The organism is Brachybacterium saurashtrense (assembly GCF_003355475.1).
In the GTDB taxonomy this organism is placed as follows: Bacteria; Actinomycetota; Actinomycetes; order Actinomycetales; family Dermabacteraceae; genus Brachybacterium; species Brachybacterium saurashtrense.
In genome coordinates this window covers 832,173-851,549 of sequence record NZ_CP031356.1, presented here as the reverse complement: position 1 = coordinate 851,549, position 19,377 = coordinate 832,173, and the positions used below count along the sequence as shown (strand labels likewise).

Genomic DNA, 19,377 nt, shown 5'->3' with positions numbered 1-19,377 from the left:
CCGGCTTGGCCGGGTGTGATGCGCTTCGGCTGCGGCGCGTGCGGGGCTAGTTCGGCCAGTCCGGTGGCGTTGCCTCGTCGGGCTAGGTGTGGATACCGAAGGCGGGTCCCGTGATGTTGTGGTCGTGGATGAGGGAGGAGATGACGGTGAACGCGTTGTCCTCCGTGCATACGTCGACGGCGGCCAGCCGGTCGCGGTAGCGCTCGACGACGGGTGCTGCAGCTGCTCGTGCGGCGTCGGCCCAGTAGTGCTTCATGATGGCCCCGGCGTTGCCTGCTGCGCCATAGGCCTGGAAGTACGGCGTGGCGTCCATCTCGTGGAGAACCGTGGTCGCTTCGGCGACAAGGTCCTCAAGATAGGCCACATGCAGTTGCGCGTCGTCGCGGGTCCCGATGCGACCCACGTGACCGCCGAGGAATCGCGTCCACTCATAGTCGAGGATGCGGCGTCCTGTATCGATCCAGCTCGGGATGTCCTGCGACAGCGCGAGGTTCTGGAACGGAGCCCAGCCCGGGTAGAGCACGTCGACCACGTAGAGCGTGTCGTAGTCAGGGACGTGAATGAAGATGTTGTCGGGCGTGTGATTCGGCCCGTGGTAGGCGAGTTCGAGGCGTTCACCGCCGACCTCGAGGGTGTACCGGTCCGAGAAGGTGACCGTCGGGATCGGCCGGTCGGCGTCGACGTATTCGCGCAACAGGCGAGCTGTCTCGACGTGTCCGATGCGGACCACATCCTCCCCGAACAGTCCGGCAGCAGCGATGTGATCTGCGTGAGCATGTGAGTACACCAGGTGTGTCACGGTGCCTGGGGTGCCGGTGCGCGCGGTGACGTCTGCGATCGCACGGTGCAGGTTGTGCCCGATGCTCGGCGGCGCATCCACCAGCACGACCCCGTCGCGGGTGGCCAGGAACATGGCCTGGTAGCCGCCGTCGGTGACCCAGTGGAGGGCGCCGTCGATGTGGGCGACGTGGTAGCCCTGGGCGTTCAGGGCCGGCCCGAATGCGTCCTGCGGGATCGGCGCGTAGGTGGGCAGCGGAGCGGTTGTGCGGTTGGCGAAGTCAGGTGTGTCAGGGGTCACTACACCATTAGTGCATACGACACAGCGATTACGTCAACTGCAGTAATGGTCGCTCTTCGCCGCAACGGCTCCACGGCAGGCCCGCCGCCGTGGAGCCGTCTTGTCAACGAGACGTCAGATTCCGAGATCTCGCAGCCACTGCTCGACACTGCGGGGCGCGAGGCCGAGCAGTGTCTGCGCGGAGCGTTCCTCGGGAATGACCTCACCCGGCTGCTTACGGCGGTGCTCATAGGAGGCCACCACGGGAGCTGCGGCCCCTTCACCGAACAGCGGGGTGATGAGCTCGCCGTACTGTGCCGGGGTGATCGATTCAAAGCGGACGGTCTCGCCGAGGTAGCGGGAGAATCCGGCAGCAAGATCCTCCCCGACCAGGCCGGGAAGCGCGCCGATCGAGACAACTCCCGTGACCGTGTGATCGGTCAGCAGCCGGACGACCACGTCGGCGACGTCGAGATGAGAGCTCCAAGAGGTCACATAGTCGGCACGGATCGGGTACCGCAGGGCTCCCTCGCTTCGTACGGGCTCGAGCGTGACAGGGAGAAGAAGGTTCTCGAGGTACAGGCGCGGTTCGACCACCGCGTAGGAGACGCCGGACTCGGCCAGCTCGCGGATGAGCACGTCCGGCGCGTTCTGGCCGTGGCCGGACATGTCGGCCGTGTAGCCGCTCGTGGAGAACACCACGCGAGGCGGCTTGGTGCGGCGAATAGCCTGGCCGATCGCCTGCGCGTAGGCGACCTGGTCTTGGGGCCGGCCGAGCGGGAGATGCACGAACATGCCCTCTGCCCCCTCGTACGCGGCAGCGAGGGAGTCCGCCGACGAGTTGTCGATGGCGATCGCCTCACCATCGACCTTCGACACATCGCGGACGGCGGCGACCGCTGCGTGCCCGGCGGCGGTGAGAGCGGACAGAACGGGAGAGCCTTGAGCACCAGTGGCGCCATGGATGATGTATGCCATGTCTCCATTACTGCACACCATGCACTGGTTACATCAAGTGCAGTAATGGAGTAGTCTGAAGCTGTGAGATTCGACCACTGTGACCTACAGGAGTGCGGCGTAGCGCGCTTTCTGTCCCTGCTCGACGGCCCGTGGGCGACGCTGATCGTGCGAGAGCTCCTCAAGGGCCCCCATCGGTTCAACGAGCTGGCGGAGGCACTCCCCCGCATCAGCGCCCACACCCTGACCAGCCGACTGCGGACGTTCGAGAAGCACGGCTTGGTCACCCGGACCGCCTACCCCGAGATCCCACCCCGGGTCGTCTACGAACTCACCCCAGTTGGACAGGATCTCCGTCCCGTCCTCGAGGCCATGAACACTTGGGCCCTGAGCCTGCCGGCGAGCGTCTTTGGCCTCGACGAGGACGAGGACCCGGCGCATACCGCCGCGCACTAGGGAATGGCGTGGGCAGCGAGCAGCGTCCGTGCGGTCGCTCGTGCGGTTGCCGCGCTGTCGGTCCGGCGGTCAAGGTGCGCTGCGGCGACAGCACCGTCGTAGAGTTGGACCAAGGCTCGCGCGAGCGCGTGGGACGTTTCCTCTGAGGTTGCCTCCTGCAGAATGTCGGCGAACAGTGCCGGGAGCCATCGCCGGTCGTCCGCGATGGCTCCCTGGACGAGGGCATCGTGGGGGTACTCCGCGGACGCGTTGGCGAAGGGGCAACCGCGATATCCGGGTTCGGCGAACAACTCGGCGAAGACATCGAACGCCGCCAGAACGCGCGTTGAGGGCGGTTGCTTCGAGTGACGGTCGACCGCCTGAATAACGCGGGCCTGCGCGGTGCTGCCGCGGCGGCGCAGGTAGGCGGCGACGAGATCTTCCTTGGTACGGAAGTGTGCGTACAGCGTGGACTTAGCCACCTTGCTCTCGGCGAGGATCCGGTCGATCCCCACGGATCGGATCCCCTCGGCATAGAAGAGCTCATCGGCGGTGGCGAGCAGACGATCCACCGGCGCAGACGTGTTGCGAGTCTTCATCTTCCCAGTATCGGACAGACAGATCTGTTCGACAAACGGCGGACGAACGGCTAGCGTGATCGGACAGACCTGTCTGTTTGATCAAAGGAGACATGCACATGTCACGTATCGCCCTGGTGGACCAGGCAACCGCGGCCGGCCCGGCAGCCGAGCAACTCACGGCGACGAAGTCGGTGATGGGCGGCGTCCCGAACACGGCAAAGGCGATGGCGAACAGCCCGAGCACTCTGAAGGCCTATCTGGCCATGTCGACGGCCCTCGCGAAGGGTGCGCTGAAGGCGGCGACGCGCGAGCGCATCAGCTTGGCGATCGCCGAGTTCAACGACTGCCAGTACTGTCGATCGGCACACGTGTCGATCGCGGGACGCGTCACCAAGCTCTCCCCCACGGAGATCGATGCGGCTCGTCGCGGAACGAGCCAGGATCCCCGGGAAGCAGCGATCCTCGGCCTGGCCGTGGATGTCGCGCGGCAGCGCGGCCATGTCGACGAGGCAGCACTGCTGAACGCACGCACGGCAGGAGTGAGCGACGAAGAAATCGTCGAGATCATCGCCAACGTCGTACTGAGCACCTTCACCAACTACATCAACGAAGCGCTCGACGTGGATCTCGACTGGCCCGCCGCCGCTCCGCTCGAGACCTCAACGCCCCGATAATGCCGACTCCTCCCCCCGCCACCCCGGAGACGCCTGCGAGCGGCACGGCCGACGGCTTGGTCTGACAGAACGGGTCGGAATGTCGCGCGCGCGAACGGTTCAGCTCGGTGCGATCGCCCTGACACTCGTCCTGACGATGTCTTTGTGGTTCTCCGCGTCGGCCGTCCTGCCCGACCTGAGGCGCACGTGGGACCTCGGGAGCTGGGAGGCGAGCTGGCTGACCTCGACCGTGCAAGTCGGATTCGTCGCAGGCGCCGTCGCATCTGCGTTCGTGAACCTCGCCGACCGCGTACCCCCACACCGGCTCATGGCGGGTTCTGCTGTCGGGGCAGCCGCCAGCACCATCGCGATCCCTGTGCTCGCCGACGGCTTCATCGCCACCGCGTCACTCCGCATTGCGACCGGGTGCTTCCTGGCCGGCGTGTATCCAGTGGGGATCAAGCTGATGGCGTCGTGGTTTCCGGCGGCGTCGAGAGGGCTGGCTGTCCGCACCCTCATCGGAGCACTCACCGTTGGGTCGGCACTTCCACACTTCATCGGAGCCCTGGGGCACCCGGCCTGGCAACAGGTGTTGTCGATCGCGGCAGCGCTCGGCATCGCCGGCGCGGCCGTGGCTGGGCTGATCGTCCGGCCCGGTCCGCATCTCGCGGCCACCGCGCGACCGCGGCCTCAGTATGTCGTGGAGATGTTCCGGCAACTGCGGCCACGGCTAGCGAACATCGGGTACTTCGGTCACATGTGGGAGCTCTTGAATCGCCCCGGGTCTGGTGGAGGCTCTGATCCCACGGGAGGATGAGGAGCATGGCAGCACCGAGGAAGTACCCCGATGAACTTCGGGAGAGGGCCACGAGGATGGCCGTGGACGCGCGACGGGATCCAGCGACGAGGTCGGGAACGTTCCGCCGTGTGGGCGAGCAGCTCGGGATCAAGCCCGAAACGTTGAGGAACTGGGTCGTGCAGGCCGAGATCGACGAGGGCCACCGACTCGGGACCACGACCAGCGACGCCGAGCGGCTCGCTGAGCTGGAGAAGGAAGTGCGCGAGCTGCGCCGGGCGAACGCGATTCTGAAGTCGGCCTCGGCTTTTTTCGCAGCGGAGCTCGACCGCCCACCGCGATGATCGTGACGTTCATCGACCAGCACAAGCACGAGTTCGGCGCCTGGCCGATCTGCCGCACGCTCACCGCAGCGGGCACCCAGATCGCGCCGAGCACCTACTACGCGTTCAAGACCCGCCCGCCCTCGAAGCGAGCGATCCGGGACAAGGAACTGCTGGTCTATATCCGGCGCGTGCACGCGAAGAACTTCGGGGTCTACGGCGCGAAGAAGCTCCACGCTCAGCTGCGCCGGGAAGGCATCGCGGTCGCGCGCTGCACCGTGGAACGACTGATGAGAGCCGACGGGCTGCGCGGCATCAGCCGAGAGAAAGGCCCACGCACCACACGCCCCGGCGACGGCCCAGACACTCGCGCTGACCTGGTCGAACGCGACTTCACTGCGACGAGGCCGAATCAGCTGTGGGTCGCGGACATCACGTATTGCCGCACGTTCGCGGGCTGGGTGTATGCCGCGTTCGTCATCGATGTGTTCTCCCGCCGTGTGGTCGGCTGGCAGCTGTCGCAGTCCCTGCGGACCGACCTCGCCCTGGACGCGCTGGAGATGGGGATCTGGACCCGTGAGTACGCAGGCCAGGACGTCTCCGGGCTCACGCACCACAGCGACAAGGGGGTCCAGTACGTCGCCGTCCGCTACACCCAGCGCCTCGCCGAGGCTGGGGCAGTGGCCTCGGTCGGTTCGACCGGCGACTCCTATGACAACGCCCTGGCCGAGGCCTTCAACTCGCTCTTCAAGGCGGAGCTGGTCCGCAACCACGGGCCCTGGAAGAACATCGACGAGCTCGAGATCGCGACCGCGGAGTACATCGACTGGTTCAATCACCGCCGCCTGCACGGCGAGATCGGCATGATCCCGCCCGTCGAGCTCGAGGAGAACTACCATCGCCACCAGACCGTGCCGGCGACCGCCGACGCGGCACTTGCGAGCCTCTAACAGACCCGGGGCGATACAATTCGCACCCAGCAGTCCTTGTCGGGATTCATCGCCACCGACCCGCAGCTGACCTACACCGAGCGTGGCGAGGCCCGGTTCTACGCCCGCTTCGGACAGGAGAACTACCGGCGCGAGGAGAACGGCGAGTTCACCAAGCTCGAGCCCTCCTTCGGGAACCTCGTCCTGTATCGGGCGACCGCGGAACGCGCCTACGAGCGGTTCACCAAGGGCGACCAGTTCGTCGCCGAGGGCTACACCCACGACTACTCCTACGAACGCGAGGGCCAGCAGATCGAAGGCGAGGAATTCGTCGCCAAGAAGATCGGCCACGACACCGCCCGCACCCGCTACGACGTCGACCGCACACCCCGCCACCAGGCGCAGACCGTCGAGCGCGACAGCCCCGCCCGGGAACAGAACGGAGAGCAGAACCGGGAACAGGTTCGGCCGTTCGATCCACCCCAACAGCCCCAGCAAGCGCGACAGACCGCAGCCGCGCCGGTCCTCGGACAGTAAGCGAAGGGCGACGATCATGAACGAGCAGACACCCGTGCCCGGTGAGCCCGATGACATCGATCCAGACGAGGCCGACCTCGACGACTACGACGAGTTCGATGGAGACGACCTCGGCCCGTCGCAGGACGATGTGCCTGGGGAGCCGCCGCATCCGGTGAACTGGAACCTGCTCTCAGCGCACGATCTGGAGCAAGAATGGCTGGAGCTGAACCGGTGGGTCGACTGGCTCCGCCACACCTACGGCCTCCCCGCCTCGGTGATCCCGCCGTTCTGGCACCACCACCCCGAGCTCCTCTGGGAACTGTCCGCACTCCACCTGCACTGGCTGTGCGCCTACGACCCCGACCAGAACGGCTCCGCCCCACTCGGATGGCATCGCGACTTCGCCGACACCCGCGCCCGGCTACGGGACTGGGTCGCCGCCTCCGGCACCCGGCTCGACCGCGACCGACCCACCCGGCAGACCACCTGGCCCGGTGAAGACCCTGCACCCGCCGCGGAGGACGTGGTCATCTCGGACCGGGATGCGGAGTTCGTCGACTTCGTCCGCAACCAGGTCCGCCAACGCCAGGAAGCCGAGGACGCGTTCTACGCCACCCTCGATGAAGCCACCGGCGAGCTCCGGGATCACCGGCGCCTGCAGGAGCGGTGATCCCGGTGGCACGGACCTACCAGCGGAAGACGGATCGGCCGGCAGCTGACCGGCCGGTCCGTGTCCGCTACGAGCGCCGCGAGCAGATCGACGCGGAGAAGATCGCCGAGGTCCTCATCCGCATCGCCATCCGCTCCGCCAACGACACCACCCCGACCGGCGAGGCCGGCGCCTACCTCCGTGACCTGCTCACGGCACGTCGATAGAATCAGTCGTGTTCCACGACGAAACATCGGCGTCGCTGGCACCCGACTTCTAAACCCCTCGCGGGGTGTTCCTTTCGCTTCCTGACGTGACCGCCATCCCGGCGCCTCGAGCCGCCCAACCACGGGTTGGGCCCTTCGAAAGGCGGTCACGTCATGACGCTCCTCGACCTCCCCGACGGGATCGACCTCGCCACACTGCGATCCCTCGCCACAGGCAGCAACCACAGCATCACGGCTCCCGCCGAGGCGGCGGACGGGCTGGTGCCGGCGGTCTCCTACCTGCGGGTCTCCACCAAGGACCAGGCCACCCGGTTCGGACAAGAAGAAGGCCTGTCCATCCCCGCTCAGCGTGAAGCCGCGGCCCGGAAGGCCGAACAGCTCGGCGCCGTCATCGTCAAGGAGTTTATCGAACCCGGCGAATCCGCGAAGACCGCTCGCCGCCGCGCGCTGCAGGAGATGCTGGAGTACGTCGCGGCAAACCCGGTCCGGTCCTGCATCATCAACAAGGTCGACCGGCTCGCCCGGAACCGTCTCGATGACGCGATCATCCACGCCACCCTCCGCGGCGCGAACATCCAGCTCGTCTCGGTCGCAGAGAACATCGACGAGACCCCATCGGGGATGCTGATGCACGGCATCCTCGCCTCGATGGCCGAGTTCTACTCCCTCAACCTCGCCCAAGAAGTCGTCAAGTGCATGACCCAGAAGGCCACCATCGGCGGCACCCCCACCAAGGCCCCGATCGGATACCTCAACGTCCGCACCGCCGATGCGAAAGGCCGCGAGGTCCGCGACATCAAAGTCGACCCTGAGCGGGCGGACCTGGTGCGGTTCGCGTTCACCGCCTACGCCACCGGCGCCTGGTCCCTGTCCTCCCTCGCCCGCGAGCTCGAGACCCGCGGGCTGACGACCCGACCGACGCCGTCGCAGCCATCCAAGCCCGTCACGACGACCGGGTTGCACAAGATCCTCACCAACCCCTACTACCAGGGCACGGTCACGTTCCGCGGTGTCACCTACGACGGCGCCCACGAACCACTCGTCGACTCCGAGACCTGGCTGCGGGTGCAGACCGAGCTCGACGCGACGAACGCCAAAGGTTAACGGCCTCAGAAGTACGACCACTACCTCAAGGGCAGCCTGTACTGCTCCTGCGGCGCCAAGCTCATGATCGAACGACCCCGCGACAAGCAAGGCGACCGGTACGAGTACTTCACCTGCGCCGGACGGCGCCGTAAGCGCACAGCCTGCACTCGGTCTGCGATCCTCGCCGACCGCATCGAGCGGCAGATCGAATCTACCTACAACACCAGCGCCCTCACCGCCGAAGAAGCCGACCAGGTGCGCAGCGTGTTGAACCAGGTGTTCGACGAGCTCGAATCCTCCAGCGACGACGAACGCAAGCTCCTCGAAACGCAGCGGGACAAGGTCGAAGCCGAGCGCCTCAAGATCGTCCAGGCCCACTACGCCGACGCGATCCCCCTCGACCTCCTCAAGAGCGAGCAAGACCGGATCCGCATCAGCCTCGACGCGATCAATAACCGGCTCGACAGCCTCACCGACACCTACGCCGCCGCGCGCGCCGGGCTCGATCAGATCGCCGACATCCTCACCGACCTCGGGGATCTCTACGCCAAGGCCGAGCCCGCTGAACGCCGCATGCTCAACCGGGCACTGTTCACCAAGATCATCATCGACGAAGACGAGCACGTCAGCTACACGCCCGACGAGCCCGTCGCCAGCGTCCTCGCCCACGCGGGCACCGTCGTGACCAGCGACGTCTACGCAAAAACGAACCTGCCCCGTCATCAGACGGGGCAGGTTGCGATTTTCTCAACTTACGTGGAGCTAGGGGGATTCGAACCCCCGACCTTCTCATTGCGAACGAGACGCGCTACCAACTGCGCCATAGCCCCATGTCGCTCGGCGACCTCGTCAGGTTAGCACCGGCGCAGCGGTGCTGTCGCATCGAGACAGGCGCCTTGACGAAGGTCACAGCGCCCGCCGCAGCAGCAGACGCTGCGACGCCCGCCGCCGCGGCGGGCGGCTCGCCCGTCTCAGCGCGTCGCGCTGCGCAGCTCCTGCAGCTCCTGCTGCAGCGCGTCGAGCACCTCGAGGCGCTCCTGCCCGGTGCACGCCACGTAGGCGGGCTGCAGGTGGTCCGGGCGCTCGAGGCCGTCGGCGCCCGGCCAGGTGCGCAGCGACCCGCCTGCGCGGCGCAGGATATGGAAACCGGCCGCCACGTCCCAGGAGTTGATGGCGGTGAGGGCGGTGGCGTCCGCCCAGCCGGCCGCGACGTAGGCGAGCTCCAGCGCGGCGGAGCCGAGGTGCCGCACCGCGGAGACGGAGTCCTCGAGGCGGCGCGCCCCGCGCGCCGCGTACTCCGGGTGCTGGGAGCCGGTGCGCTGGCCCGGGAAGCCGGAGAGCACCAGGGCGTCCGGCGCGGGCCGGGTGGGGCGCGGGGCGAGCACCCGGCCGTTGAGGGTGGCGTCGCCGTCGGCCGCGGCGAACACCTGCCCCAGGATCGGCGCGTCGATCACGCCGGCCACCAGCTCATCGCCCACGGCCACGCCGATGGAGATGCAGAACAGCGGCAGCCCGGCGGCGAAGTTGCTGGTGCCGTCGATGGGATCCACGTAGAAGCTCACCACCGGCGCGCCCGGGGCGGTGTCCTGCCCGACCTCGGCGCCCTCCGCCGCCGACGCCCCCGCTTCGCCGGCGGCCTGCCCGGCGGGGCGCACCCCGCCCTCCTCGCCGACGATGCGGGCCCTGGGCAGCAGGCGCGTGAGCGCGGCGACGATGATCTCCTCGCTGGCGCGGTCGTGCTCGGTGACGATGTCGTGGCTGGAGGTCTTGTACTCCCGGGCCATGCCGTCGCGGTCCAGGCCGCGCAGGTACTCGGCGGCCTCGTGGGCAGCGGCGAGCGCGATGTCCCGCAGCTCGGCGGGCGAGGGGACGGCGGGGGCTGCGTGCGAGGGGGCGTCGGGCGTGGGGCGGGGCGCGGAGGTGTTCACCCCGCCAGGCTAGTCGGGCCAGGTCAGCCCGGGGGCCGCGGGCCGGGGTGCGGACCGGGCCGACGGCGGACCGGGCCACGTGATGGGGTCGGGCCGGGGTGGCGAGCGGACCGAGGACCGGACCACCCCGACCCCTCACCCCAGCAGGTGGCGCAGGTACGGGGTCATGAACACGCCGTCCGGGTCCGCCGCGGCGCGCACGGCGCGGAACTCCTCGAAGCGCGGATACCGCTGCGACAGCTCCCGCGCTCCCAGCCAGTGCATCTTCCCCCAGTGCGGCCGGGCGCCGAAGCGGGCGAGGGTGCGCTGGACGAGCAGGAGATAGGGCCCGGGCTCCTCGCGGTGGTAGCGGTGCGCGGCGATGTAGACGGTGTCCCGGCCGTGGGCGGTGGAGAGCCAGACGTCGTCGGCCGCGGCGCGGCGGATCTCGAGCGGGAAGGTGACGCGCACCCGTTCCGCTGCGAAGCGCTCCCGCAGCGCCGCCAGCGCCTCCTCGGCGCATTCCGCGGGCAGCGCCCACTCGGACTCGTGGAAGCGCACCCGGCGCGGGGCCACGTACACCGCGGCGGAGTCGTCCACCACCCGCGGCCCGGCGAACACGAGCGAGGCGAGCTCGGCGACGGGCCGTGACAGCGGCGGGGCCAGCGCGGCGCCGCGGCACAGCGCCTCCCACACCCCGTTGCCCAGGACCTCCTGCTGGAGGAGCTCGAGCGCGCGGGCGGGCCGCTCCCGGGGCGCGGCGGCCGGCAGGCGGTGCATGGTGCGGGCGGTGACGCGGTCGGTGCGGGGGAACCAGAACAGCTCGTAGTGGTCGGCGCGCGCGGAGTCCGCGAGGAACCCGCCGACCCCCGCGTCCCACGGCACCGTGCGCTCGACCAGTTCGAGACGGTAGCGGGGCACGCACTGCACGGTCACCTCGAGCACCACCCCGAGCGTGCCCAGCCCCAGCCGCGCGGCCTCGAACAGCTGCGGGTCGCGGGACGGGGAGGTCTCCACCACGGAGCCGTCGGCGAGCACCAGGCGCAGCGCGCGCACCATCGCGGCGAAGCCGGTGAAGCGCGCCCCGGTGCCGTGGGTGCCGGTCTGGATCGCGCCGGCGAGCGACTGGCGGTCGATGTCCCCCATCACCGACAGCGCGAGTCCGTGCGGGGCCAGGAGGTCCGCGAGCACCCACAGCCGGGTGCCGCCGCGGACGGTGGCCAGCCCGGTGCGCGGGTCCGCGCGGACGAGTCCCTGGAGGCCGTCGAGGGAGAGGGTGATCCCGTCGGTCGCGGCGAGGGCGGAGAAGGAGTGCCCGGCGCCCAGCACCCGCAGGGCGCAGCCGCGGGCGCGCGCGGTCCGCACCGCGGCGACCACGCCGTCGGTCGTGGTGGGCCGCAGCACCTGCTGCGGGCTCCAGCGCACCGCCCCGCTCCAGGTGCGGTGGCGCGCGGGGCGTCGCGGAGGCGTGCTCACAGGAAGGACGCCCCCTCGCCGCGGTAGGTCGGGACGGAGCCGACCACCTCCTCGCCCTGCACCAGCACGTAGCGGTTCACGTGCTCGGCCGGCTCCCCCGCCTTCGCATGGCGCAGCCACACGGTGTCCCCCACTCGCAGCTCGTCTGCGGCCCTACCGCGCACCGGGGTCTGCACCTCGCCGGCCGCCTCCTGCGGCGCGTAGGCGAGACCGGGAGGATGCGCGAGGGCGGGCAGGCGGTCCGCCCCCGGCACGCCGCTGGCGATCCAGCCGCCGCCCAGCAGGGTCGCGACGCCGGGGGCGGGCCGCCGCACCACGCTCACGCCCAGGTGCAGCGCCGGGCGCGGACGGACACCGCGGTAGTGGTCGAACAGGCCCGGGCCGATCAGGCCGGACCCCGCGGCGACCTCGGTGACCGCCTCCTCGGCGACGGTGGACTCCACCGACCCGGTCCCGCCGCCGTTGACGAACTCCAGCGCCGTGAGCGCCTGCACCGCCGCGACCGCCTCTGCGCGGCGCGCCGCGACGTCCGCGCGCGAGAGCCGCTTCATCGCCCGGACGGCCGCGCCCCGGGGACTGCGGGCGGCATCCCCCACCCCGGCGATCTGCCCCTCGTAGGCCATCAAACCCACCAGGTGCAGGCGCGGCCGGGACAGCACCTGCTGCGCGAGCGCCGTGACCTGGGCGGGACTGCGCTGCGGGGAGCGCAGCGCGCCCAGGCGCACGCCCGGCAGCGGGGCGTAGGAGACGTCCACCTCGAGCGCGACGCGCAGGCGCAGATCCCCGGCGCGAGGAGCGAGATCCGCCGTGGCCTCGAGGAGGAGGTCCAGCTGCGCGATCTCGTCGACCATCAGGGTGATCGCGCGCAGACAGGCGGGATCAGCGGCGAGGCGGCGAAGCGCCCCGCGCTCCGCGGTGGGATAGGCGACCACCACGTCCCGGGCGCCGTGGTGCACCAGCCAGAGCGCCTCGGGGAGGGTGTAGGCGAGGATCCCGGCGAATCCCGGGCGGGCCAGTGCCCGCTCGAGCAGGGCGCGCACCCGGAGCGACTTGGAGGCCACGCGCACCGGGGTGCCGCCGGCGCGGCGGGCGAGGTCCGCCGCGTTCGCGTCGAACGCGTCGAGGTCGAGCACCGCCATCGGACGCTCGCACCAGCCCTCCCGCACCAGCAGCGCGTCGAGGCGGCGGAGGTCGCGCGGGAGGGGCATGTCAGGCCCGGCGGCGGGCCAGGATCTCGTCGAGCTGCAGGTCCTGGGCGGGGGCGAAGCCCTCGTCGATCGCCTCGAGCTCCTCCACCCTCTCGCTCTCCAGCGGCACCGGGGCGGCGAGGAGGCTCGCGCGGTGCGCGGCATGCCGGCTGGCGAGGTCGTCCACCTCGCCGCGCAGCGCGTAGGTGGGGCGCGGCACCGGGCGGGGGGTCCACTCCCCCGGCCGGGCCACCTGCTCCGCGGCGCGCTCGGCGGTGGCCTCGAGGGCGGGGCGCGGCGCCCCCTCGGTGCTCGCGGCCTGCGCCCGGGACTCCGCCGAGTTCGTGGCGGGAGCGGCGGCGGGGCCCGCGGCGGCACGGCGGTGCGCGGCCTCGGCCCGGCTGCGCTCCTCGCGGGCCCGGGTGGCGGCGCGGATCAGGCGGGCGCGTCGCTCGAGCTCCGCGCGGCGCAGCCCCACCAGGTACGCGGCCACGCCGCCGAGGGCGATCAGCGGCAGCCACCAGGCGAGCACGCCCGTGACGGCGAGGGCGGTGAGCACGCCGGTCACGGCCAGCAGGCCGGCGAGCACCAGGCCCAGCAGGCGGCGCGAGCGCGCCCGCTCCTGCACCGGGTCGATGCGGGTGCCCGGATCGGCGTCGAAGCGCGGGCGGCGGGTCGGGTCGGCGGGGCGCAGCAGCAGGCGATCCTGGGACATGGGCGGGTTCTCCTGGGACGTGGTGCGGCGGGCGTGGACGGCCGCGGAGAGGTCCCGCGCCTGGGAGGTCATCTCGGCGCGGTCGGCGGCATGGGCCCTGCCCATCACGTCACGACGGCTCGCGGTGCGCGGCAGGGCGTACACCAGCCACAGCAGCAGCAGGATGCCGAACAGCACGGCTCCGAGGTTGATCGTCTCCACACCGACACCCTAGTGACACCGATGTGATTCCCCTGGTCACATCACGGGCGTGTCGTGCGGAAACTCGTGATGCAGCCGACGCAGCACGCCGCGGCCGTCCTCGCCGGTGGGCACCTCCTCCGCGGTGAGGGCGAAGACGAGGTGGTCCCGCCAGGCCCCGTCCACGTGAATCGCGGAGCGCCGCATCCCCTCCGACCGCAGGTGCAGCTTCTCCGCCACCCGCAGGCTCGCCCCGTTCTCGGGACGCACCGTCGCCTCCACCCGGTGCAGCCCGAGCTCGGCGAACAGGTGGTCGATGAGCAGCGCCGCCGCCCGCGGCACCACCCCGCGGCCGGCGGTGTCCCGATCGATCCAGTAGCCGAGCACGGCGGAGCGCACCGCCCCGTACTGGATGGGCCCGGCCGTGATCTGCCCGGCAAGCACCCCGTGCACCCTGATCGCCAGCGGCAGGGACGTCCCCAGCCGCGCCTGCTGATGGTTCCAGCGGCGCAGGCTGGCGAAGTCGAGCACCCGGCCCGGATCCTCCGGGTCGGTGGCGTCCCACGGGCGCAGCCAGCCCGCGTTGCGCCGCCGGAGCCGGTCGAAGGCCGTGCGGTCGCGGCGCCGCAGCGGGCGCAGGGCGATCTCCCCGTCGCGCAGGGTCAGCGGCCAGACGTGAACCATCGCGTCATCGTAGACGCGCCCGCCGCCGGTGCCGCGGGCGGGGCGCGCCGCACCGGCCGCTGTGCCAGGCTGAGCAGATGGACGACGAGACCACGACCACGCGCAAGCAGGCGCTGCGCCGGCAGCTGCGGGCCGCGCGCACCGCGCGCTCCCACGGCGAGGACGGGGCGGCGCTGCGCGCCCGAGAGGCGGAGCGTCTGCTCGAGCACGCCGCACCGCTCCTCGCCGAGGTGGAGCAGGCGGCGGCGGAGGCCGGCCGGCGCGGCGACCCGGCCCCTCTGGTGGCGGCCTTCCACCCCACGCCGACGGAGGCCGACGTGCTGCCGCTGGCGCGCCGGCTGGTCGAGGCCGGGGCACGCCTGGCGTTCCCGGCCGCCGCCGGCGACGAGCTCGAGTGGATCGTCTGGGACGGGAGCACGCCCTTCCAGGACTCCCCCGGCCGCGGCTTCGGGAAGGAGCCCGCCGGGGAGCGGCTGGGGCCCCGCGCACTGCAGAGCGCCGTGCTGGTGCTCGCCCCGGCGGTGGCGGTGGACCGCTCCTGCACCAGGATCGGGCACGGCGCCGGCTACTACGACCGCGCGCTCGACGGCCTCGGCCCGGGCACCCGGGTGGTGGCCGTCGTCCATCCCGAGGAGCTGCTGCCCGCCGGCACCCTGCCCCGGGGCGTGCACGACGTGCCGATCCCCGAGGTGCTCACGGCAGACGGGCTCGTCTCGCTGGTCACGTCCGCGCGCGCGTGAGCCCTCGCCGGTCGTAGACTCTGCTCGGCCGCCGGTGCGGCCGAGCGCTTCGAGAACCCCGGAGGACCCGCGTGCCCACGTACGTCTACGCCTGCAAGAACTGCTCCCACCGCTTCGAGCAGTACCAGAGCTTCAGCGAGGACTCGCTGAGCACCTGCCCCGAGTGCACCCAGGACGCGCTGCGAAAGGTGTTCGACTCCGTGGGCATCGTGTTCAAGGGCCCGGGCTTCTACTCCACCGACTCCTCCTCCGCGGGGGCCTCCACCGCGAGCTCCTCCTCGTCCTCCTCCGAGAGCAGCAGCTCCGGCACCGGCTCCTCCGAGAGCAGCAGCACCTCCGCCTCCCCGAGCTCCGACTCCACGGCCTCGAGCTCGCAGCCGGCGGCCGCCGCGTCCTGACGTCCGGAGGTCATGTCGCGGGCCCGGCACCGGGCCCCGCCGCACCGGCGCACCGTCCGGCCCGCGCCGCACTGCCCCTCCCCACATGCCCTCCGTGCACCGCGCACGGTGCGGTCGGGACGAGGTGCGCGTCCCCGCTCTAGCGTCGAGCCATGCTCTCCCGGCTCCACCATCACCTGCCCCTGTGGCGACGTGCCCTGCGCCGCCGCCGTCGACTGCTGGCGTTCCTCGCCGTCGCGGTGCTCACCGTCGCGCTGCTGCCGGCCGTGCTGCCGCCGTCCACGCGCGGGGCGGACGTGCTGGTCGCGGACGTCGCGATCCCGGCCGGCACGGTGCTCGAGGCCGAGCACCTGCGCACCGTGCACGTCTCCGGGCAGCTGCTGCCCGAGGGAGCCGTCGCCGCGGCCGACCAGGTGCAGGGACGCACGGCCCGGGTGGACATCACCCCCGGCACGCCGCTGCTGCCCGACCTGCTCACGTCCGAGGACGGTCCGGCGGTCCCGGAGGGGTCCGTCCTCATGGCCCTGCCGGTGCCGGACTCGCTGCACGCGCACCTGCGGCCGGGCACCGGGATCGAGCTGATCCCGGCGGATCCGACACAGCCGGCCCGCAGCGCGATCACCGCCGAGGTGATCGAGATCGTCCCCTCATCGGACACCGCGGGAGGGCTCGGCACCCCCGCATCGGCCGCGGAGGCCGTGGTCGCCGTGCCCCGGGAACGCTCGAGCGATGTCGCCCACGCGCTCGTCGCCGGGCACGTGATGGTCTCCGTGATCGGATCGTGATCCGCTAGAGTCCTGCTCGGACCGCTGTCGCGGCCCCTCCCTCCCGTTCCCCGGACTTCGTAAGGATGACCCATGAAGGGCTTCAAGGACTTCATCATGAAGGGCAACGTCATCGACCTCGCCGTCGGTGTCGTCATCGGCAGTGCGTTCACCGCGCTCATCACCGCATTCGTCGACAACCTGATCCAGCCCGTCATCAACGTCTTCGGCGGCAGCAACGTCAACGGCCTCGCCTTCACGATCACCAACGAGTCGACCACGGTCGACATCGGCGCGATCCTCTCCGCCGTCATCGCCTTCCTGATCACCGCAGCGGTGGTCTACTTCGTGTTCGTCCTCCCGATCACCTCCGCGCGCAAGATGGACCGCAAGCGCCGCGGCCTGCCCGAGGAGGAGGAGACCGCCGCCCCCGAGGACGTCGTGCTGCTCACAGAGATCCGCGACGCCCTCCTCGCCCAGCGCGACTCGCGCACGACCGGCGGTACCACCTCGCAGGTCTGACTGCCATGAACGGTGCCCCGGCACCCACTCCCGGCGCGGGCCGGAGCCCAGCGGCTCCGGCCCGCGACGCATGCCCGGCCCCGCCGCACGAGGCCCCGCCGCAGCGTGGAAGGTCGCAGCGTGGAGGGTCGCACGATGCGGCATCACGCAGCGCCGAGCCACACGGCGCGGCGTCACGGCGGGCGGGCCCCGGACGGGCGGAGGCGCTCGGCGCCGAGTCCGTCGACGCGCTGATCGCCTGGTTCGGGCAGAACGGCCGCGACCTCCCCTGGCGGCACGAGGGAGTCTCCGCCTGGGCGATCCTGGTCTCCGAGGTGATGCTCCAGCAGACCCCGGTGGTGCGGGTTGTGCCCCGGTGGGAGGAGTGGATGCGCCGCTGGCCCGAGCCGGCGGATCTCGCCGACGCCCCCACCGCCGAGGTGCTGCGCTGCTGGGACCGGCTGGGCTATCCCCGACGAGCCCTGCGCCTCCAGGAGTGCGCCCGCGCCCTGGTGCGCGAGCACGGCGGGCGAGTGCCGCACGGGGAGGAGGCGCTGCGTGCCCTGCCCGGGGTCGGCGAGTACACCGCCGCGGCCGTCACCGCCTTCGCCCATCGGCGCCGCGCGGTGGTGGTGGACACCAACATCCGTCGCGTCCTCGCCCGGGCGGTGCGCGGCCGCGCCCTGCCCGATCGTTCCTACTCCGCCGCCGAGCGCTCCCTCGCCACCCGGACGCTGCCGGCCGAGGAGGCCCGCTCGGTGGCCTGGAACCAGGCGGTGATGGAGCTCGGCGCCCTGGTCTGCACGGCCCGCTCACCGGACTGCGCCCAGTGCCCGCTGGCCGCGGCGGGCTGCGCCTGGGTCGCGGCGGGCCGCCCCGCCGCCGAGGAGGACACCCGGCGCCGTCAGGCCTTCGAGGGCACGGATCGGCAGCTGCGGGGGCAGATCATGGCGCTGCTGCGCCGTGACGGGGAGGCCGGCGAGGCCGCGCTCCTCACTCTCGACGCGACGGACGCCCCGCGTGTGCACCGCTGCGTGCAGTCGCTGCTCGCCGACGGGCTCGCCGTGCGCGGCAGGGAGGGCGAGGGGCTGCGGCTCCCCTGAGCCCGACGACGGCGCGACGGCTCGATTGCCCGACTGCGCGACGGCGCGACGGCGCGAGCGGACGCTCAGTCGTCCGTCGTGGGGAGGGTCCTCAGCATCCTGGTGTTGCCGAGGGTGTTGGGCTTGACCCGCGCGAGGTCGAGGAACTCCGCGATCCCCTCGTCCGGGGAGCGCAGCAGCTGGTTGTACACATCGGGGTCCACCTCCTCGCTCATCACCTCGAAGCCGTGGCGGGAGAAGAACTCCACCTCGAAGGTCAGGCAGAACACCCGCTGCAGTCCCAGGTGCAGCGCCCGCTCGAGCAGGGCGTCCAGCAGGCGGTGCCCCAGGCCGGTGCCGCGCAGGTCGTCGTGGACCGCGAGGGTGCGCACCTCGGCGAGGTCCTCCCACATCACGTGCAGCGCGCCGCATCCCACCACACGGCCGTCATCGTCACAGGCGACCAGGAACTCCTGCACGGACTCGTAGTAGGAGACGAGGTCCTTGCCCAGCAGGATCCCGGTGTGGGTCATCGGCTCGACGAGGCGGTTGATGCCGCGCACGTCGGCAGGGAGCGCGGGGCGGATGGTGGTGCTCATGCCGTGGTCTCCTCACTGCGGTCGGGACTGGTCGGCGACGGCGTGCCCGCGACCGGCACCGTCGGAGCGGCAGGCTGCTCCTCGGCCGCCGGAGCGGCGGGCACCTCCGCACCCGCCCGAGCGGCGGGCTCCTCCGAGGCAGCAGGCGCCGTCGGAGCGGCAGACGCCGCGGCGGCCCGCGAGGCCTCCTCGGCCGCACGGCGTGCGGCGCGGCGGTCCAGCATCCGGTGCATGGCGCTGATCGCGCGCTCCAGCAGCAGGGCCATCACCACCGCCGCGATCAGCGCGACGGTGATGGCCAGGAGGTGGTGGTCCTGGAACCAGGCGCCCGCCACCGCGCCGATCGCACACGAGTACACCGCCCACACGAAGGTGGACAGCAGCGAACGCGGCCAGAAGTGGCGGTGCGGATAGTGGACGGCGCCGGCGACCAGGTTCACGGCGGTGCGGCCGAAGGGGATGTAGCGGGCCGTCATCAGGAAGACCAGCGCGCGCTTCTGCAGGCCCGCATCCGCCGCCTCGACGGCCCGTCGGCCGCGGCCCTCGCGCAGGAACCGGAATCGCTCCCAGCCGATCTTGCTGCCGATCAGGTAGCCGAGGTTGTCCCCGGTCCAGGCACCCATCCAGGCGGCGAGCCCGATGAGGATGATCGAGGGGCTGCCCGCGCTGGACCACAGCGAGGAGAGCGTGACGATCGTCGACTCGCTGGGCACGGAGGGGAAGAAGCCGTCCATGGCGGCGAACACGTAGACCACGAGGTGGACCCACCAGGCGTCGGAGACGCCGAGGATCCATTCCTCCGCCTGCCCTGTCAGCGACAGCAGCCATTCGATGGTGTCGCCCATGCGTCCTCTCCGTGGAAGGCCCCGCTCTCCCCGCCCGGCACGGGCGGGTTCCCCCTCGGTGCGGCGAGGGGCGTCGGGACGGTTGTC

General features: G+C 71.3%; 22 protein-coding genes, 1 tRNA gene, 2 pseudogenes and 1 other annotated feature. Of the genes and pseudogenes, 14 read left to right on the top strand and 11 right to left on the bottom strand.

Annotation, left to right across the window (positions count from 1 at the left end; all coding sequences use genetic code 11):
• Positions 1-82: 82 nt before the first annotated feature.
• Positions 83-1,078, bottom strand: a complete 996-nt coding sequence (locus DWV08_RS03885) for an MBL fold metallo-hydrolase (protein WP_115412603.1) — start codon at positions 1,076-1,078, stop codon at positions 83-85.
• 114 nt (positions 1,079-1,192) lie between these two features.
• Positions 1,193-2,035, bottom strand: coding sequence for an NmrA family NAD(P)-binding protein (locus tag DWV08_RS03880; protein ID WP_115412602.1), 843 nt, complete (start codon positions 2,033-2,035; stop codon positions 1,193-1,195).
• Between the two features lie 63 nt (positions 2,036-2,098).
• On the opposite strand from DWV08_RS03880, the gene DWV08_RS03875 reads away from it, so the two are divergent.
• The gene (locus DWV08_RS03875) at positions 2,099-2,470 is read left to right on the top strand and encodes a winged helix-turn-helix transcriptional regulator (protein WP_115412601.1); all 372 of its coding nucleotides are present in this window, start codon (positions 2,099-2,101) and stop codon (positions 2,468-2,470) included.
• Here DWV08_RS03875 and DWV08_RS03870 read toward each other — a convergent pair.
• Positions 2,467-3,048, bottom strand: a complete 582-nt coding sequence (locus tag DWV08_RS03870) for a TetR/AcrR family transcriptional regulator (RefSeq protein ID WP_115412600.1) — start codon at positions 3,046-3,048, stop codon at positions 2,467-2,469. The genes DWV08_RS03875 and DWV08_RS03870 overlap by 4 nt on opposite strands.
• 98 nt (positions 3,049-3,146) lie before the next feature.
• On the opposite strand from DWV08_RS03870, the gene DWV08_RS03865 reads away from it, so the two are divergent.
• From DWV08_RS03865 to DWV08_RS17400, 8 genes and pseudogenes are all read left to right on the top strand, one after another.
• Complete coding sequence (locus tag DWV08_RS03865; RefSeq protein ID WP_115414897.1) at positions 3,147-3,704, top strand: carboxymuconolactone decarboxylase family protein; 558 nt, start codon at positions 3,147-3,149, stop codon at positions 3,702-3,704.
• A gap of 79 nt (positions 3,705-3,783) precedes the next feature.
• Positions 3,784-4,500: an MFS transporter gene (locus tag DWV08_RS03860; protein ID WP_115412599.1), complete on the top strand. Its 717-nt coding sequence runs from the start codon at positions 3,784-3,786 to the stop codon at positions 4,498-4,500.
• Positions 4,501-4,505: 5 nt separating this feature from the next.
• Positions 4,506-5,752: pseudogene (locus DWV08_RS03855) on the top strand (IS3 family transposase).
• Positions 4,784-4,912, top strand: a sequence feature (AL1L pseudoknot). (Overlaps the previous pseudogene by 129 nt.)
• Positions 5,753-5,788: 36 nt before the next feature.
• On the top strand, positions 5,789-6,268 hold the full coding sequence (locus DWV08_RS03850; protein WP_115412598.1) for a single-stranded DNA-binding protein: 480 nt from the start codon (positions 5,789-5,791) through the stop codon (positions 6,266-6,268).
• A gap of 16 nt (positions 6,269-6,284) precedes the next feature.
• Positions 6,285-6,920: a hypothetical protein gene (locus tag DWV08_RS03845; RefSeq protein ID WP_115412597.1), complete on the top strand. Its 636-nt coding sequence runs from the start codon at positions 6,285-6,287 to the stop codon at positions 6,918-6,920.
• Positions 6,921-6,925: 5 nt separating this feature from the next.
• Positions 6,926-7,126, top strand: coding sequence for a hypothetical protein (locus DWV08_RS03840; RefSeq protein WP_115414896.1), 201 nt, complete (start codon positions 6,926-6,928; stop codon positions 7,124-7,126).
• A 153-nt stretch (positions 7,127-7,279) separates the two neighbouring features.
• Positions 7,280-8,230: a recombinase family protein gene (locus DWV08_RS03835; RefSeq protein WP_115412596.1), complete on the top strand. Its 951-nt coding sequence runs from the start codon at positions 7,280-7,282 to the stop codon at positions 8,228-8,230.
• Between the two features lie 36 nt (positions 8,231-8,266).
• A pseudogene (locus DWV08_RS17400) lies at positions 8,267-8,416 on the top strand (recombinase zinc beta ribbon domain-containing protein); the annotation flags it as partial.
• A 553-nt stretch (positions 8,417-8,969) separates the two neighbouring features.
• Here DWV08_RS17400 and DWV08_RS03820 read toward each other — a convergent pair.
• From DWV08_RS03820 to DWV08_RS03795, 6 genes are all read right to left on the bottom strand, one after another.
• A tRNA-Ala gene (locus DWV08_RS03820) sits at positions 8,970-9,042 on the bottom strand.
• A 141-nt stretch (positions 9,043-9,183) separates the two neighbouring features.
• Positions 9,184-10,140, bottom strand: coding sequence for an inositol monophosphatase family protein (locus DWV08_RS03815; RefSeq protein ID WP_115412595.1), 957 nt, complete (start codon positions 10,138-10,140; stop codon positions 9,184-9,186).
• Positions 10,141-10,275: 135 nt separating this feature from the next.
• Positions 10,276-11,595: a D-arabinono-1,4-lactone oxidase gene (locus DWV08_RS03810; protein ID WP_115412594.1), complete on the bottom strand. Its 1,320-nt coding sequence runs from the start codon at positions 11,593-11,595 to the stop codon at positions 10,276-10,278.
• Positions 11,592-12,803, bottom strand: coding sequence for an alanine racemase (locus DWV08_RS03805; RefSeq protein WP_115412593.1), 1,212 nt, complete (start codon positions 12,801-12,803; stop codon positions 11,592-11,594). The genes DWV08_RS03810 and DWV08_RS03805 overlap by 4 nt, the downstream gene beginning before the upstream one ends.
• A 1-nt stretch (position 12,804) precedes the next feature.
• Positions 12,805-13,698 (bottom strand): hypothetical protein, encoded by an 894-nt coding sequence (locus DWV08_RS03800; protein ID WP_115412592.1) that lies wholly within the window; start codon positions 13,696-13,698, stop codon positions 12,805-12,807.
• A gap of 36 nt (positions 13,699-13,734) precedes the next feature.
• Complete coding sequence (locus tag DWV08_RS03795; protein WP_115412591.1) at positions 13,735-14,361, bottom strand: GNAT family N-acetyltransferase; 627 nt, start codon at positions 14,359-14,361, stop codon at positions 13,735-13,737.
• Positions 14,362-14,438: 77 nt separating this feature from the next.
• Here DWV08_RS03795 and DWV08_RS03790 point away from each other — a divergent pair, with 77 nt between their 5' ends.
• From DWV08_RS03790 to DWV08_RS03770, 5 genes are all read left to right on the top strand, one after another.
• A complete protein-coding gene (locus DWV08_RS03790; protein WP_115412590.1) occupies positions 14,439-15,101 on the top strand; it encodes a 5-formyltetrahydrofolate cyclo-ligase in 663 nt (220 codons plus the stop codon).
• A 71-nt stretch (positions 15,102-15,172) separates the two neighbouring features.
• The gene (locus tag DWV08_RS03785) at positions 15,173-15,499 is read left to right on the top strand and encodes an FmdB family zinc ribbon protein (RefSeq protein WP_115412589.1); all 327 of its coding nucleotides are present in this window, start codon (positions 15,173-15,175) and stop codon (positions 15,497-15,499) included.
• Positions 15,500-15,651: 152 nt separating this feature from the next.
• On the top strand, positions 15,652-16,284 hold the full coding sequence (locus DWV08_RS03780) for an SAF domain-containing protein (protein WP_115412588.1): 633 nt from the start codon (positions 15,652-15,654) through the stop codon (positions 16,282-16,284).
• 72 nt (positions 16,285-16,356) lie between these two features.
• Positions 16,357-16,785, top strand: coding sequence for a large conductance mechanosensitive channel protein MscL (gene mscL / locus DWV08_RS03775; protein WP_115412587.1), 429 nt, complete (start codon positions 16,357-16,359; stop codon positions 16,783-16,785).
• A 317-nt stretch (positions 16,786-17,102) separates the two neighbouring features.
• The gene (locus DWV08_RS03770; protein WP_420897522.1) at positions 17,103-17,867 is read left to right on the top strand and encodes an HhH-GPD family protein; all 765 of its coding nucleotides are present in this window, start codon (positions 17,103-17,105) and stop codon (positions 17,865-17,867) included.
• A gap of 65 nt (positions 17,868-17,932) precedes the next feature.
• On the opposite strand, the gene DWV08_RS03765 is transcribed toward DWV08_RS03770, so the two are convergent.
• Both DWV08_RS03765 and DWV08_RS03760 read right to left on the bottom strand, forming a co-directional pair.
• Positions 17,933-18,445, bottom strand: coding sequence for an amino-acid N-acetyltransferase (locus DWV08_RS03765; protein ID WP_115412586.1), 513 nt, complete (start codon positions 18,443-18,445; stop codon positions 17,933-17,935).
• Positions 18,442-19,290 carry a DedA family protein gene (locus DWV08_RS03760; RefSeq protein WP_241237451.1) on the bottom strand — a complete coding sequence of 283 codons (849 nt, stop codon included), beginning with the start codon at positions 19,288-19,290 and terminating at the stop codon, positions 18,442-18,444. The genes DWV08_RS03765 and DWV08_RS03760 overlap by 4 nt, the downstream gene beginning before the upstream one ends.
• Between the last annotated feature and the right edge of the window lie 87 nt (positions 19,291-19,377).